Origin of the sequence: Ruminococcus sp. RTP21198st1_G1_RTP21198_201120 (genome assembly GCF_040924265.1) — a bacterium.
Lineage (GTDB): Bacteria > Bacillota > Clostridia > Oscillospirales > Ruminococcaceae > Hominimerdicola > Hominimerdicola aceti.
In genome coordinates, this window is the sequence record NZ_JBCOMH010000001.1 from 212014 (window position 1) to 227587 (window position 15574).

The 15574-nt window shown below is 42.8% G+C and carries 13 protein-coding genes; 12 read left to right on the forward strand and 1 reads right to left on the reverse strand.

Going from position 1 to position 15574, the window contains the following annotated elements:
- Nucleotides 1-2 precede the first annotated feature (2 nt).
- Nucleotides 3-1337: an MATE family efflux transporter gene (locus AB5627_RS01085; protein ID WP_022287200.1), complete on the forward strand. Its 1335-nt coding sequence runs from the start codon at nucleotides 3-5 to the stop codon at nucleotides 1335-1337.
- Between the two features lie 468 nt (nucleotides 1338-1805).
- Nucleotides 1806-3284, forward strand: a complete 1479-nt coding sequence (gene guaB / locus AB5627_RS01090) for an IMP dehydrogenase (RefSeq protein WP_022287213.1) — start codon at nucleotides 1806-1808, stop codon at nucleotides 3282-3284.
- 72 nt (nucleotides 3285-3356) lie between these two features.
- Here the strand turns inward: guaB and AB5627_RS01095 are convergent, their stop codons facing one another.
- Nucleotides 3357-3806, reverse strand: a complete 450-nt coding sequence (locus AB5627_RS01095; protein WP_022287214.1) for a C-GCAxxG-C-C family protein — start codon at nucleotides 3804-3806, stop codon at nucleotides 3357-3359.
- Nucleotides 3807-4100: 294 nt separating this feature from the next.
- Here AB5627_RS01095 and AB5627_RS01100 point away from each other — a divergent pair, with 294 nt between their 5' ends.
- The 10 genes from AB5627_RS01100 (at nucleotide 4101) to cbiB (ending at nucleotide 15565) form a co-directional block, all read left to right on the forward strand.
- On the forward strand, nucleotides 4101-4652 hold the full coding sequence (locus AB5627_RS01100; protein ID WP_022287215.1) for an NADH peroxidase: 552 nt from the start codon (nucleotides 4101-4103) through the stop codon (nucleotides 4650-4652).
- A gap of 188 nt (nucleotides 4653-4840) precedes the next feature.
- Nucleotides 4841-5182, forward strand: coding sequence for a hypothetical protein (locus AB5627_RS01105; RefSeq protein ID WP_022287216.1), 342 nt, complete (start codon nucleotides 4841-4843; stop codon nucleotides 5180-5182).
- Nucleotides 5179-6135: a D-2-hydroxyacid dehydrogenase gene (locus tag AB5627_RS01110; protein ID WP_022287217.1), complete on the forward strand. Its 957-nt coding sequence runs from the start codon at nucleotides 5179-5181 to the stop codon at nucleotides 6133-6135. The genes AB5627_RS01105 and AB5627_RS01110 overlap by 4 nt, the downstream gene beginning before the upstream one ends.
- A 19-nt stretch (nucleotides 6136-6154) precedes the next feature.
- A complete protein-coding gene (proB, locus tag AB5627_RS01115) occupies nucleotides 6155-6952 on the forward strand; it encodes a glutamate 5-kinase (RefSeq protein WP_022287218.1) in 798 nt (265 codons plus the stop codon).
- Between the two features lie 5 nt (nucleotides 6953-6957).
- Nucleotides 6958-8211, forward strand: coding sequence for a glutamate-5-semialdehyde dehydrogenase (locus AB5627_RS01120; protein WP_022287219.1), 1254 nt, complete (start codon nucleotides 6958-6960; stop codon nucleotides 8209-8211).
- A gap of 120 nt (nucleotides 8212-8331) precedes the next feature.
- The gene (locus tag AB5627_RS01125) at nucleotides 8332-8946 is read left to right on the forward strand and encodes a TIGR04100 family radical SAM protein (RefSeq protein WP_022287220.1); all 615 of its coding nucleotides are present in this window, start codon (nucleotides 8332-8334) and stop codon (nucleotides 8944-8946) included.
- Between the two features lie 140 nt (nucleotides 8947-9086).
- Nucleotides 9087-10850: an RNA polymerase sigma factor gene (locus tag AB5627_RS01130; protein ID WP_368369619.1), complete on the forward strand. Its 1764-nt coding sequence runs from the start codon at nucleotides 9087-9089 to the stop codon at nucleotides 10848-10850.
- Nucleotides 10851-11088: 238 nt separating this feature from the next.
- Nucleotides 11089-13218, forward strand: coding sequence for an RNA polymerase sigma factor (locus AB5627_RS01135; protein ID WP_022287222.1), 2130 nt, complete (start codon nucleotides 11089-11091; stop codon nucleotides 13216-13218).
- Nucleotides 13219-13308: 90 nt separating this feature from the next.
- Nucleotides 13309-14370: a histidinol-phosphate transaminase gene (gene hisC, locus AB5627_RS01140; RefSeq protein ID WP_022287223.1), complete on the forward strand. Its 1062-nt coding sequence runs from the start codon at nucleotides 13309-13311 to the stop codon at nucleotides 14368-14370.
- A gap of 223 nt (nucleotides 14371-14593) precedes the next feature.
- Complete coding sequence (gene cbiB, locus AB5627_RS01145; RefSeq protein ID WP_022287224.1) at nucleotides 14594-15565, forward strand: adenosylcobinamide-phosphate synthase CbiB; 972 nt, start codon at nucleotides 14594-14596, stop codon at nucleotides 15563-15565.
- The last annotated feature ends 9 nt before the right edge of the window (nucleotides 15566-15574 follow it).

Sequence of the window (15574 nt, forward strand, 5' to 3'; positions counted from 1 at the left end):
TTATGACAGACCTGACGGTGGGAAAACCGTGGACAGTGCTGTGGAAATTTTCCCTGCCTATGTTCGTGAGCGTAATATTTCAGCAGATGTATTCCATTTTCGACAGTATCATAGCAGGAAAATTCGCAGGCGAAGACGCTCTTGCGGCAGTTGGTGCGTCTTATCCTATAACAATGATATTTATGGCGTTTGCAGTGGGAAGCAATGTTGGCTGTTGTGTGGTAATATCTCAATTTTTTGGTGGAAAAGAGTTCTCAAAGGTAAAAACTGCGTCAACTACTACTATAATTTCATGTACGATACTTGCAACAGTGCTTACAGTTTTTGGACTTGCGTTCTCTACTCCTCTTATGAGAATGATAAACACGCCCGATAACATCTTCCGTGACGGTGAGCTTTATCTGAAGATCTATATCGCAGGTCTTATCTTCCTGTTTCTTTATAACGTGGGTACAGGTATTTATAACGCAATGGGCGACTCGAAAACACCATTGTATCTCCTTATCGGCTCATCAGTTGGAAACGTTGTTCTCGACTATGTGTTCGTGAAGTTCTTTAAATGGGGTGTGGCAGGCGTTGCATGGGCTACTTTTATCGCTCAGGGAGTGGCTTGCGTGTTCTCACTGCTTATTTTGGTGAAGAAAACCGCAGAAATTAAAACAGAGGATAAACCACCGCTGTTTTCAGGAAAAATACTTAAAAAGATAACCCTTTATTCTATACCTAGTATTTTACAGCAGAGTTTTATCTCAGTGGGAAATATCTTTGTGCAGTATCTTGTAAACAGCTTCGGCTCGTCTTGTATCGCAGGATATTCTTCTGCAATAAAGCTAAATACCTTTGCTATAACAAGTTTTACAACGCTTTCAAACGGGCTTTCAAGCTTTGTTGCACAGAATTATGGTGCAGGCAGGAACGATAGGATAAAAAGCGGATATAAAGCAGGACTTGTTATCTCGGCTATCGTGGCAGTGCCTTTTATACTCTGCTTTTTCTGTATGCCAAAAACTATGATAAATCTGTTTCTTGACGACGGCGGAACAAAAGCCGTTGAGATAGGCACAACATTTTTGAGAATAATATCGCCTTTCTATGTGTTTGTGGGCATAAAAATAATGTCAGACGGAGCACTCCGTGGTAAAGGTGCAATGCAGTATTTTATGATATCAACTTTTACGGACTTGATACTCAGAGTAGTGCTTGCGTTCGTGTTGGCAAGACCATATGGCTCAACGGGAATATGGCTGTCATGGCCGATAGGTTGGCTTGTGTCAACAGTGCTGTCAGTGGTGTTTGCGAGAGTGAAAGTGATGAAAAACGGTCAAAGTGAGGAGTGAGGAATTGGCAAAGCCAACCTAACAAATTACAAGTATAAAGTAAAATAAAGCACCGAGCGAAGCGAGCAAAAGGTCCAGGGGCACGCCCCTGGTCAGGGTCAAGGGGTGAAACCCATTGTGGGTACAGGGCAAAGCCCTGTCGGAGTTTGAGGCAGAGCCTCAATAGGCGCAAGCCTACTAAGCGGTGCAGAGAGAAAAAGACAAATTGCAGAGTTGCAATCTGATACAAAGCTAATATCGAAGCACAAAACTGCACCGCTTATACTATATCTTTATACAAAGTAAAATCCGCAAAGAGCGCAGCGATTTTGCGGCACTGCAAACCTTGGCTAAAACAACGTAACTCCGATTAGCAAAGACTAAATTAAAAAAAAGTTCTCAATAATGATGTTGACAAGTTTAATTAAATGTTGTATGATTATAAGAATAATAAATTAAGAATTCAAAATGTTTGCGGGAGGTTAATTTATGCTGGATACTAATGTAAACAATAAGTTTGGTAAAGAGGGTCTTACCTTTGATGACGTTCTCCTTATCCCAGGCGAGTCGGATTGTACACCTGATATGGTGGATATCCATACACACCTTACTAAGGATATAGTCCTCAATACACCTATAATGACATCTGCTATGGATACAGTCACAGAGTCAAAAATGGCTATCGCTATCGCAAGAGAGGGCGGTATCGGTATTATCCATAAGAATATGACTATCGCTCAGCAGGCAGAAGAGGTGGATAAGGTAAAGCGTTCTGAAAACGGCGTTATCGTTAATCCTTTCTCTCTTACAGCCGATAAAACTGTTGCTGAAGCTGATAAGCTCATGGGCAAGTATAAGATCTCCGGCGTGCCTATAGTCGATAAGGATGGCAAGCTCGAGGGTATCCTCACTAACAGAGATCTTAGATTTATCACTGATTTTGAAAATATCAAGATCGGTGACGTTATGACTAAGGAAAACCTCGTTACTGCTCCTGTTGATACGGATCTTGAAGGCGCTCAGAAGATACTTATGAAGCATAAGATTGAGAAGCTTCCTCTTGTTGACGCAAACGGTATTCTCAAGGGTCTTATCACTATCAAGGATATTGAAAAGGCTGTTCAGTATCCAAATTCCGCAAGAGATAAAAAGGGCAGACTTCTTTGCGGTGCTACTATCGGCATGACTAACGATATTCTCGAAAGAGTTGCCGCTCTCGTTGAAGCTCAGGTAGACGTCCTCGTTCTTGACTCTGCTCACGGCCATTCTATGAACGTTATAAATTGTCTTAAAAAAGTTAAGGCCGCTTTCCCTGATACACCGGTTATTGCAGGTAATATCGCTACTGCTGAAGCCGCCAGAGCGCTCTGCGAAGCAGGTGCTGACGCTATAAAGGTCGGTATCGGCCCTGGTTCTATCTGTACTACCCGTGTAGTCGCTGGTATAGGTGTTCCTCAGGTCACTGCAGTTTATGACGCTGCTTGCGCTGCTGCTGAGTATGGCATTCCTGTTATTGCTGACGGCGGTATCAAGTATTCAGGCGATATCGTTAAGGCTCTTGCTGCCGGTGCAAACGTTGTAATGCTTGGTTCACTCCTCGCAGGCTGTGACGAAGCTCCAGGCGAAACTGAGATCTATCAGGGCAGACAGTTCAAGGTATACAGAGGCATGGGTTCTCTTGCCGCTATGAATAAAGGCTCAAAGGACAGATATTTCCAGACAAACTCAAAGAAGCTCGTTCCAGAGGGCGTTGAGGGTCGTGTGGCTTATAAGGGTCCAGTTTCAGATACTATCTTCCAGCTTGTTGGCGGTATCCGTTCAGGTATGGGCTATTGCGGTTGTCATACTATTGCAGAGCTTGGCGAAAAGGCTAAGTTCATCAGGATAACAGGCGCAGGTCTTAAGGAGTCACACCCACACGATATTTATATCACAAAGGAAGCTCCAAACTATTCCGCAGGTATCTAATAGAATTTATATACAAAAAAAGAGCAGAGATCTCGTTTCTCTGCTCTTTTTTGCGTTGTTTTGCAAAAAATATTACTCCATAAATTCTCCCAAAAGACCACTTGCAATTGCTACAGTTTCAGGACATGGACGCTTCTGATAGTATTCTTTTGTGCGCTTTGCAGGGTCAGGGTCACTAGGTCCGCTCAGACCGAGAAGCTCACGGCAGATGATAGTGTCAGAGCCAAGCTCTTCCTTGAAACGCTTTGCAAAAAGCTGAACACGCTCATAATCCTTGCCCTTTGCCGCCCTGTCACTGCCTATGGTGTTGCCAAATTTCAATCCAAGCACCATGACTGCACCTGTAAATGCTCCGCAGACCTCTCTCATTCTGCCTATTCCGCCGCCAAAGCCCGAAGCTATCTTGTATGCAGTTTCGCTGTCAAGGCCGATATCCTCAGCCCATGCGCCTACTACCGCCTGTGAACAGTTGTAGCCCTCCATGAAAAGAGCCTTTGCTGCCGCTGCTTTTTCCTTATTCATTTTAAAAAAACTCCTTTTTTGTCATATATTGATCTTCATTATAGCACAGCTTTAAGTTTTTTTCAAGACGTATTATTGGTTAGTATAGTCTACGTCAAATTGCATAAAAAATTGCCATAAAATTTTGCAATATTTTTATATTGTTAGACAAAACTAACCTATTGACAAATGTACACTAATGTGGTATACTTTAATCACAGCAAGGGAAAAGCTGCAAAGAATAACGCAGATAAAGCGAAAACGCTGGTCTGTGGAAAAGTAAAAAATGATATTCAAATAAGGAGGACAAAAATTATGTCAAAGTTTGTATGTTCAGTATGCGGTTACGTTTATGAGGGCGAGGCTGCTCCAAAGGAGTGTCCTATCTGCCATGCACCAGCAGAAAAGTTCAATAAAGTAGAAGAAACAGCTATCACATGGGCTGACGAGCATAAGGTAGGCGTTGCAGAGGGTCTTGATGAGGAAGTTGTTGCAGGTCTTAGAGAGAACTTCAACGGCGAGTGCTCTGAGGTAGGTATGTATCTTGCAATGGCAAGGGTTGCTTACAGAGAAGGCTATCCTGAGGTAGGTATGTACTATGAGAAGGCTGCTTATGAAGAGGCTGAGCATGCTGCTAAGTTCGCAGAGCTTCTGGGCGAGGTAGTAACACCTTCTACAAAGAAAAATCTCGAGATGAGATATATGGCTGAGAATGGTGCTTGTGAGGGCAAGATGAAGCTTGCTAAGAGAGCAAAGGAGCTTGGCTATGACGCTATCCATGACACTGTTCATGAAATGGCTAAGGACGAAGCAAGACATGGATGCGGCTTCAAGGGTCTGCTTGACAGATATTTCGCTAACAAGTAATTTATCTTAAAATAGTATAAATTAAAGATTACGACGAATTTTTCCCGAAAAAGGCGGAGGTATTTGAAAAAATACTTCTGTCTTTTTGTTTTATAAAGCCGTTATAAAGGCTCAAATCTATTGCAAATGACGTAAAACTGTGGTATAATATCTTAGTATGATAAAAAAATGCTTTAGGAGATGATAGTGTGATAGAAACACTGGCGGCGGAAACTGCGACCTTGCAGAACGTTTATGCCCCCTTGCCTTTCAAGGTGCATATGATATTCTGCGTTATCGCTACGCTTTTATATATAACTCAGTTCATAAGGAAAGGTTCTTATCATTATCTTACATTAATGATAGCTATCGACCTTACTATAGTTACTCAGTTTACCACAAAAAGCTTTGTTATCGGTATGCTTTTCGGTGCAGAGGTAGCGCTTCTTGCGGCAACAGCTTTTATTTCCCATAGGTTTGCTAAAAAGCAAAAGGCTTTGGAGAATGCCGAGGAAAAGTCGGAAACTGCTCAAAAGGAAGATGAAGAATGAAAATAGTTATACTTGACTCTGAAACAGTTTCAAGAAACGATGTGTCGCTGGAGGAAATAACAGTCCTTGGTGAAAGCATTGTTTATGGTTTTACACCAAATGAACAGGTCGCAGAAAAGATAGGCGACGCTGACGCCGTTATATGTAACAAGTGCCTTATAACAGAGGAGGTATTCTCAAAGTGCAAAAACCTGAAATACGTCGGTCTTTTTGCAACGGGATATAATAATGTTGACCTCTCCGCCGCAGACAGGCATGACGCAGTGGTCTGCAATGTGCCTGCATATTCTACAAACGCAGTTGCTCAGCATACTTTTGCACTTATCCTCAACTATTTCAGCAAGATAAGAGAATATGCCGAGAAAGTTGACGAGGGTGGCTGGGTGAATTATAAGCTGTTTTCATATTTTGGTATCCCTACCTATGAGCTTGCAGGAAAAACCATTGGTATAGTAGGCTATGGCGACATAGGAAAGAAAGTTGCTGAGATAGCAAGAGCGTTCGGCATGAAGGTCATCACCTTTACACGCTCACCTCAGAAAATAACTGACGGCACGCCTGCGGTAAGCCTTGAAGAACTTCTAAAGACCTCTGATATAGTGACGCTCCATTGTCCTCTTACAAAGGATAATGAGAAAATGATAAATGCCGAAAGCCTTGGCATGATGAAAAAGTCAGCATTTTTCGTCAACACTGCAAGAGGCGGTCTTGTGGACGAAAAGGCTCTTGCACAGGCTCTTGGAAATGAAGTCATTGCAGGGGCAGGAATTGATGTTCTCACAAACGAGCCAATGAGTGAGAACTGCCCGCTCAGAAACGTGAAAAACTGCACTGTTACCCCACATATAGCGTGGGCGCCAAAGCAGACGAGAGAAAGGCTTCTTGAAACTGTTGCGCAGAACTTGAAAATGTGGATAGAGGGTACGCCGCAGAACGTTGTCAACGGAAAATAACAATAAGGACATGATGAAAATGATAGATATGACAAAAAAGAAAAGAGTTGTGGTAAAGGTAGGAACTTCTACTCTTACTCACAGCACAGGGCTTTTGAACATACGCCGTGTGGAACAGCTCGTTAAAACTCTTGCCGATCTGCAAAATGCAGGACATGAGATAATCCTTGTATCAAGCGGTGCGGTGGGTCTTGGCAGAGCAAAGCTGGGCATAAAGGAAAGACCCAAGGACACTCCCACAAGACAGGCTTGTGCGGCGGTGGGTCAGTGTGAGCTTATGTATCTTTACGATAATCTTTTCTCTGAATACAGTCTTAATGTGGCTCAGCTTCTGCTTACAAAGTATATTCTTCTTGAGGACAGACGCATAAATGTGCAGAACGCCCTTAACCGCATTATAGAGCTTGGTTCTATCCCTATTGTGAACGAGAACGATACGGTGTCTATTGATGAGCTGGAGCTTGAAATGGGCGAGAACGATTCTCTTGCGGCAAATGTTGCGGTGCTTGCTAATGCAGACCTTCTTATAATAATGTCTGATATCGAGGGACTTTTTGACAAAGATCCTCATAAGTATGATGACGCTGAGCTTATCCCTGTTGTGCCTGAGATAACGGAGGAGATAAAGGCTATTGCAGGGGGTGCAGGTTCTTCACTTGGTACAGGCGGAATGGCGACAAAGATAAAAGCCGCTGAGATATGCAAAAATGGCGGAATAGATCTTATCATCATGAACGGACGTGATCCAAGACATTTGTATAAGGTATTTGAAAATAAACCTATAGGAACACTTTTTACAGCTAACGGGGAGGTATAGTAAAAATGAGTTATATCGATATTTTGGGACAGAAAGCAAAAGCTTGCAAAAAGGATATCGCCTTCGCTTCAACAACACAGAAAAATGACGCACTTCTTGAAATCGCACATATCCTGAGAGTTTGCAAGGACGATATTATCGAAGCAAACAAGGTGGACCTTGAAAACGGCAGAATGAGGAAAATGTCTGAGGCAATGCTTGACAGACTTGCACTCAATGACAGCCGTATAGAGGGCATGGCAAAGGCTTGCGAGGAGCTTGCACAGCTTGACGACCCTGTGGGCGAGGTAGTTTCAGGCTCAACAAGACCAAATGGCATGAAGATCGAAAAGGTAAGAGTGCCAATGGGCGTTATCGGAATTATTTTCGAGGCAAGACCTAACGTTACTGTAGACGGCGCTATACTTTGCCTTAAAAGTGGAAACGCTGTTATACTCAGGGGCGGAAAGGAAGCAATAAACTCAAACAAAATGCTTGCCGACCTAATGAGAAAGGCTGTCGAAAGGGCAGGCTTCAGTCCTGATATCATTCAGCTTGTGGAGGATACTGACAGAGGCATCGCTCTTGATATGATGAAAGCTAATGATTATATTGATGTCCTTATCCCAAGGGGAGGCGCACAGCTTATAAAGGCTGTTGTACAGTCTGCCACTGTGCCTGTTATCGAGACCGGCACAGGAAACTGTCACGTTTATGTTGACGCAAGTGCGGATATAAAAATGGCTGTGAACATTGTTGATAACGGCAAGACCTCACGTCCGTCTGTATGCAACGCAGTTGAAAGCTGTCTTGTTCACAGGGATATCGCAGAGGATTTTCTCCCGAAGCTTAAAGAAAGACTTGACAAGCACCACGTTGAGATAAGAGGCTGTGAGCTTACAAGGCAGATACTTGGTCCTGAAAACGTTACTCCTGCTGATGATGACGATTATGCAACAGAGTTTCTTGACTATATAATCTCTATCAAGGTCGTTGACGACATGGCGGAAGCCCTTGAACATATCGACAGATTTTCCACAGGACATTCTGAGTGTATCGTTACGGAAAGCCTTTTTGCGGCACAGGAATTTCAAAAGCGTGTTGACTCAGCGGCAGTATATGTAAACTGCTCAACAAGATTTACAGACGGCGGAATGTTCGGTCTTGGTGCTGAGATAGGCATTTCCACACAGAAACTTCACGCAAGAGGTCCTATGGGTCTTAGAGAAATGACCACCACAAAGTATCTTATCTCAGGCAACGGACAGATAAGAGAATAGATATTAGTGAGGAATGAGGAATTAAGGTATCGCCTGCGGCGATGATTTCTCTGTAGGGGCGACCTTTGGTCGCCTGTCTGCTCTGATACTTTGATATATTACAAAAAAGAGGTAATTATAATGATAAAAGCTATGAATATTTCTTATGAGATAGGCGATAAGCTTTATCTCAACATCACAAACAAGTGTCCATGCAACTGCACATTCTGTATTCGTCACAACGGCGACGGTGCTTATGGCTCTGACCCACTGTGGCTTGAACATCAGCCTACTGCCGAAGAGGTAATAGACAACATCAAAAAGCGTGACCTTGACAGCTACAAGGAAATTATTTTCTGCGGCTATGGTGAGCCTACCTGTGAGCTTGAAATACTCAAAGAAACTGCAAAGTATATAAAGTCTGTTACAAAGACACCTATAAGGATCAACACAAATGGTCTTAGCGACCTTATCAACAAGCGTGAAACTCCTGCTGAGTTCAAGGGACTTGTTGATATAATCTCAATAAGCCTTAACGCTTCTGACGCAAAGGCTTATGACGAGATAACAAGACCGTCATTCAAGGGCGTGAACTGCTTTGAAGAAATGCTCTCTTTTGCAAAAAGAGTGAAAGAGTTCGTGCCTGAGGTAATGCTCACTGTGGTTGATATAATCGGCGAAGAGGAGATAAAAAAATCTCAAGCGGTTGCTGACAGCGTGGGTATACATCTCAGAGTCAGAGAATATGTTGATTAATATTTTGTAAACAATATATTAAGTTTTATATTTGCTCAATATTCCGTTTTCAGCAAACATCTAAGTGATGTCGGAACAATAACCGAGTGCTGAAAACGGATATTTTTGTTCGATAATAAAAAGAAAGCTTGGTAGAAAAAATGGAAAAGGAAAAGATAAGACGTCTTGTTTTGCAGGCAGGACAGGGTGACAGAGCAGCTTTCGGCGAGCTTTACGAAGAAACGGGCAGGAGCGTATATTTCAACTGCCTGAAGCTTATTGGAAATGCTCAGCAGGCAGAGGATATAACTCAGGACACTTTCATGAAAGCTCTTGAAAAGCTTGACAGCCTTAAAGAGCCTGAGAATTTCTCAGCATGGGTAAACCGCATTGCCATAAACAACTGCAAAATGTATTTCAGGAAAAATCCCCGCACTGCGGAGGATGAGTCGGAAAAGATAATCGACGATACGCCCGACAGCGAGCTTATCCCTGACGATTATGCCGACAGCGAAGAAAAACGCAGGATAATAATGAACATTATCGACATCGCTCTCACTGACGAACAGCGTCAGACAATAATACTTTACTATTTTGATATGATGAGCGTGGCTGAGATATCAGAGATAATGGAATGTTCTGTTGGCACTGTCACTTCCCGTCTTAGCGCTGCAAGAAAGAAGATAAGGGAGGCGGTGCTTATTTACGAAAAGAAAAACAATGACAGGCTTCATGCTGTTATGCCTATACCTGTTCTGTCAAAGATATTTATGCAGGAATGTCAGCATTTGAAGCTGCCTGAATTATCCGTTTTCAGCAAGGCGTCAGCCACGGAAGTTGTTCCCGATAAAAATACTACAATGAGTAAATCGGGAGGAAAAGGTATGTTTTCAACAGTAAAAGCAAAAGTAATAGCAGGTGTGGTCGCAGTGGCAGTAGTTGGCGGAGGTATCACAGCGGTGGTGCTTGCAAACAGAGATAAGACAGCAGATGCTGATAAGCCAAACACAGCCGTTCAGACAGACGCACAGGGGGAAGTGAACGAGCAGGAGATAGAGGACAACCTAAACGAACTTGATGAAAATGCTGATAATGAAGATAATGTTACTGACGATGATGCAAGCGGTACAAATTCAAACAGCGAGCTTGAAATGGCTGTTTACACTGTGTCTGACGAGATAAAAAATGCTGATCTTTCGTCAGGTCTTGTTCAGCTCAACGGTGACATCATGCAGGTGGGCGGATATATAAAGACGTCTGATTTCTATGCAAAATATGCTGACGAGTATAGCTTTGTATACTGCGATGGAGGTCACTATGAGGATAAAAAGGGCGAAATGCTCAATTATCGTGTAGGTGCTGACAACTATTTCGGCGGTGAATGGTGGGATAGCTATTACATGACCCTTATCCCAAAGGTCGAGCCGCAGGGAGATGAGATAACGGTCTATGTTGCAAATCTAACAAACCCTGACGGACAGGTATCTCTTGCAGACAGCTATGTGGTATGGGCAGAGGAAACGCCTATGTCAAACGATATTTACACCCCTGCTTGGATACCGACCGCTATGCCAACAAGGCTTTGCTATGATGTCACAAGCACAAAGAAACTTGATGAGATATATGACAACATAGATGATTATTCAGCACAATCAGTGCAGGATATGCTTGCTTCTCAGGGCATCTCAAAGGGCGAGAACAGCATTTCAGGAAACTATCTTTCCTATGTTTACTCACAGGGCGATATGTCAATGAGCGGAACATACTGTGTGAACAGCGACACTGACCCTGATGTTTTCGTTGCATATGTTGCAGGTGAGAAAAATGCCGCAGGGCTTACACCTCTCTACAGATATCATTTTGCCTTCGATACAAATTCAAAAAAGCTTTATGAAAGCAGAATGTATCTTGCAGGTATGTTCTAAAAAAACCTATCCCTCACATCTGTGGGGGATATTTTTTTGCTCGTTGACAGGCATTTTGTTATGTGATATAATTATTTCTGTAATATTATAATAACAAATATTAACCATAAGTAAATTATATATGAAGATTTTGAATTTGCTCAACAAATCGTCTGCGTTTTGCATCTAACTAATGTCGGGACTGATAAAACAGCGGACGAGAAAACGGCAATTCGGAAAGAAAGAGCAGGTCAAAAACATGGAAAAAGATGATATCAAAAAGCTTGTATTGCAGGCGGCACAGGGAAACAAGGCGGCGTTCGGTGCGCTTTATGAAGAAACGGGCAGAACAGTGTATTTTAGCTGCCTGAAGCTTCTTGGCGACCCACAGCTTGCAGAGGATATCACTCAGGAAACTTATCTTACAGCCCTTCAAAAGCTTGGCACTCTTGCACAGCCTGAGAATTTTCCAGCATGGGTAAACAGGATAGGGATAAATCTCTGCAAAATGCACTTTAGAAACAATTCCGCCCCTGAGGACAACTCAGAGGAGATAATAGAGGAGATCCCTGACGAAGGGCTTATCCCGGAGGAATATGTGAGCAATGACGCTAAAAGAAAGATAATAATGGATATTATCGACACTGTTCTCACAGAGGAGCAAAGGCGTTCGGTGATACTGTATTATTTTGATATGCTCACAGTGCCTGAGATAGCAGAGGTAATGAACTGCACCACAGGTACAGTAACTTCCCGTCTTAGTGCCGCAAGAAAAAAGATAAAGGAGGCGGTGCTTATATACGAGGAAAACAACAACGACAGACTTCATGCTGTCGTGCCTGTATTTATTCTTTCAAAGCTTCTTAATAAAGAGGCTTCAAACACCGTTCTTCCGAAACTTACCGTTTTCACAGGCTCAGCCTCAGCCGCTAATGCAGTTCCCGATAGCGTAACATCAACAAAAACTATATCGGGAGGAAAAGGAATGTTTTCAACAGTAAAAGCAAAAGTAATAGCAGGCGTTTGTGCCGTGGCAGTTGTGGGCGGAGGTATCACAGCGGCGGTAATGCTTAGTTCAAATAATAGTGATGACGATGATAATAATGATATTGTTGTTGCTTCTTCACAAAATGACAGCACAGCTTCAAAGGGCGATAAGACCCTGTCTGATACCGCTAACGATAACAAAGACGGCAATCTATATTGGATAGACGGATTTAATGGTGGTACGCCGTCAGATACTTTGCCGCAGGATATTTTCGGCAACAAAATATCAGTGCCTGTTGACCTTAGTGCCATAGACGGCGGCAATGCCAATATGAAAATGTACGGCGACGATATTGGCAGATCTAGTGATATTATGAGCATTGATAAAATGATAGGTGAAAACAGTGACGTTGAGATAACCTTCGTTTCATCAGATGAGAGCCAAACAAACTACGACCTTACCGGTGCAAACCCATTTGACCGTGACGCAAGTGTGGCTGACATTCTCAAGGAAAACAGCTGGAGCATTACCATACCTTTAGAAGAGGCTGTGGATACCTCCGACTGGGAGTATGAAAGCTACGGCTGCTACAGCAATAAAGAAGATCTTGATAAAATAATCGACAAAATGGGCTGCCCTACAAGCATTTATATGGACAGCGAATATGACGGCATGGACGATTATAAATGCTATACAATGTATTGGGAGAACGTTGACTATACAATTTCACTCGGCGTGGTGGAAACATATAGTAATTACGAAGAGTATGACGTAGTGCTTGATTACTTCTCGGCTTCCGATTTCACATACTACAGCAAAAACTATCCGCAGGAAGAAATACACGAAAAAGACGGAGAGGCGGTTTTCACATCTGAGTATACAGGCATAACAACACCGGGCGAGAGCACTGTAAACACTGATGAGAACAGAGTAAAGGTATATGATGACCTCAAGGCACTTGACCTTACTTCAGACGCTGTTCTGCCTAAGGATATAAGCGTAAGCTATAAGGGCATAGACCACGTTTTCACAGGCAATGAGCTTATTGATGATGTAAGAGCAGAAATGGTGGATACCCCTGACGATGAATACGAGTCTGCTCTTTGCTACGGAAAAACAAGCTCGACTGTGGATAATATCATCATCTTCGACTTCTGGCTCAACAGCGATCATACCCTCCATAAGATAAGAATGAGTTTCACCACCGAAAGCGACTGCTCAATATTCGGTATAACAAAAAATTCAACTCCTGAGGAGATGGCTGCGATTCTCGGCACACCTGAGGTCAGCGACAGAAACGGCAAAGATCAGTTTCTTGATTGGAAGAGCGATTCCATGAGCGTGAACGCATATTACTATGACGGCGTTTTGCAGTCTATACAGGCTTACTTTGAAAGCTAGGCGGCTTTTATTTGACAACATAAGCGGTATGTGCTATAATATTTTATATTAATACTTTACTATGATAAAATATAGAGAGGATAATGTAAAATGGGCGAAAAGCTTTGGAGAAAAAACCTTATAAATATAGAGCCATACGTTGCAGGGGAACAGCCTAAAAACGATAAGATAATAAAGCTCAATGCAAATGAAAACCCTTATCCGCCGTCACCAAAGGTAAAGGCGATATTGGAAGGCAAGACCATAGCGGAGCTTAGAAAATATCCTAGTGCTGACGCGTCTGTTCTTAGGGCGGCGCTTGCGGAGCGTGTTGGGCTTAAAAGCGAGAATGTTTTCTGCGGAAACGGCTCAGATGATGTGCTTGCCACAGCTTTCAGAGCATTTTTCAACTCTGATAAGCCTATACTTTATCCTGATATAACTTACTCTTTCTATCCTGTGTGGTGTGAGCTTCTGAAAATACCATACAAGACTAAGAGCGTTGACGATGATTTTGTAATAAATATCGAGGACTTCAAAGAGCCTAACGGCGGCGTTGTTATACCAAACCCTAATGCTCCGACAAGCCTTGGTGTGGGTGAGAAATTTATAAGAGAACTTCTTGAAAACAATCAGGACAGCATTGTTATAATCGACGAGGCATATGTGGATTTCGGCAGATATTCCTGCGTGGAGCTTGTGAAAGAGTACGATAATCTCGTTGTAACACAGACTTTCTCAAAGTCACGTTCCCTTGCAGGCATGAGAGTGGGCATGGCTTTTGCAAGTGCTGAGCTTATCAGCTATATGCGGGCTGTAAAGGACTCATACAATTCCTATCCTCTCGACCAGATAGCCATAGAAACTGCCGTTGCAAGCCTTTCTGACGAGGATTATTTCAAGGCGACAGTTGAAAAGGTCAAGGCAACAAGGGATAGAACAGCGGAAAAAATGCGTGAAATGGGCTTCAACGTCCTTGACAGCGAAACGAATTTTCTTTTTGCACAACATGAAAAGCTCTCCGCAAAGGAGATCTTCACATACCTCCGTGAAAATGGTATCTTCGTGAGATATTTCAACAAGCCGAGAATAGATAACTTCCTGAGAATCACTATCGGCACAGACGAGGAAATGGATCTTATGCTTGAAAAGCTTTCGGAGATATGCAAATAATACAGTTATCACAAAAGCTTATGGATATATCTATTCAGTGTAGGGGCAAAAAGTGTTCGCATCTTAGTTTATGATTTTTTTGAAAGACTTTTATTTGGGCGGCTCTGACCGCCCTTTTTTGTGCCTTATCCCTTAAAATCAGAGCATAAAGGTATTGAAAATCAGAAAATGTTGTGATATAATTATCATAAGTAATTATTGCCTGAAGAAAGGATATGTATATATGTTGATAAATTCACTGGCGGCGCTTGCGCTTGGCTTTGCGCTGGATATGCTCCTTGGCGACCCTGAAGTAGTGGTCTATCCTCAGTATTTTATAAAAAAACTTGTGGCAAAGCTTGATAAGTCTTTCAGAAACAGCTATAAAAATACTCCTGAAGCACAGCGCATGGCAGGTCTTATGATGACAGTGATAGTGCTTCTTATAGTTGCCGCTGTGGCATTGCTTCTTCTATTTGTGGGCTATAAGCTAAATGCCGCACTTGGCATTTTCCTCGAGGGCATAATGTGCTGGTCAGCACTTTCTGTAAAGTCCCTTAAAACTGCGGCAGGGGGAGTGATGCGTGCTGCAAGGGCAGGCAATCTTTCTTCGGCACAGCGCAAGGTAAAAAAAGTGACCTTCCGTGACACCGACGATATGAACATTGACGCTGTTATAAAAAGTACGGTGGAGTCGGTTGCAGAGAACACCACAGATTGGGCGGTCGCACCTATTTTCTGGTCTGCGATATTCGGAGGTCTGGGCGGAATACTCTACAGAACAGTGAATATTATCGACAACACAGTGGGCTATAAAACAGACACATACATAAACTTCGGCAAATTCCCTGCAAAGCTAGACGACGTTCTCAGCTTTATACCTGCAAGAATAGCCGCCCTGCTTATGAAAATGAACGTTTCTTATCTTCACCTTGACAGCAAGAACGCTTCTCAGGTATACAAAAAAGACAGAAGAAAATCCCCTAGTCCTAATTCAGCGCAAACTCAGTCGGTGTGTGCAGGTGCATTGGGTATACAGCTTGGCAGTGATGAGTATTACGGCGGACAGCTTGTAAGAAAGCCTGTTATAGGCAGAAATCTAAAGCCATGCGAGCCTAACGATATATTCTGGGCAAATCAGCTTTTGCTTGGTACATCGTTCTATGCTATGCTTTTTACAGCAGTTATAAGAACGGCACTGTTCTTTGTGATATGATATAAAATA

Coding starts and splice junctions, on each gene's coding strand:
- AB5627_RS01125 (WP_022287220.1), top strand. CDS start 8,332: ATGATAAAAGCTATGAATATTTCTTATGAGATAGGCGATAAGCTTTAT.
- proB (WP_022287218.1), top strand. CDS start 6,155: ATGATAGATATGACAAAAAAGAAAAGAGTTGTGGTAAAGGTAGGAACT.
- cbiB (WP_022287224.1), top strand. CDS start 14,594: ATGTTGATAAATTCACTGGCGGCGCTTGCGCTTGGCTTTGCGCTGGAT.
- AB5627_RS01135 (WP_022287222.1), top strand. CDS start 11,089: ATGGAAAAAGATGATATCAAAAAGCTTGTATTGCAGGCGGCACAGGGA.
- AB5627_RS01130 (WP_368369619.1), top strand. CDS start 9,087: ATGGAAAAGGAAAAGATAAGACGTCTTGTTTTGCAGGCAGGACAGGGT.
- hisC (WP_022287223.1), top strand. CDS start 13,309: ATGGGCGAAAAGCTTTGGAGAAAAAACCTTATAAATATAGAGCCATAC.
- AB5627_RS01120 (WP_022287219.1), top strand. CDS start 6,958: ATGAGTTATATCGATATTTTGGGACAGAAAGCAAAAGCTTGCAAAAAG.
- AB5627_RS01085 (WP_022287200.1), top strand. CDS start 3: ATGACAGACCTGACGGTGGGAAAACCGTGGACAGTGCTGTGGAAATTT.
- guaB (WP_022287213.1), top strand. CDS start 1,806: ATGCTGGATACTAATGTAAACAATAAGTTTGGTAAAGAGGGTCTTACC.
- AB5627_RS01110 (WP_022287217.1), top strand. CDS start 5,179: ATGAAAATAGTTATACTTGACTCTGAAACAGTTTCAAGAAACGATGTG.
- AB5627_RS01100 (WP_022287215.1), top strand. CDS start 4,101: ATGTCAAAGTTTGTATGTTCAGTATGCGGTTACGTTTATGAGGGCGAG.
- AB5627_RS01095 (WP_022287214.1), bottom strand. CDS start 3,806: ATGAATAAGGAAAAAGCAGCGGCAGCAAAGGCTCTTTTCATGGAGGGC.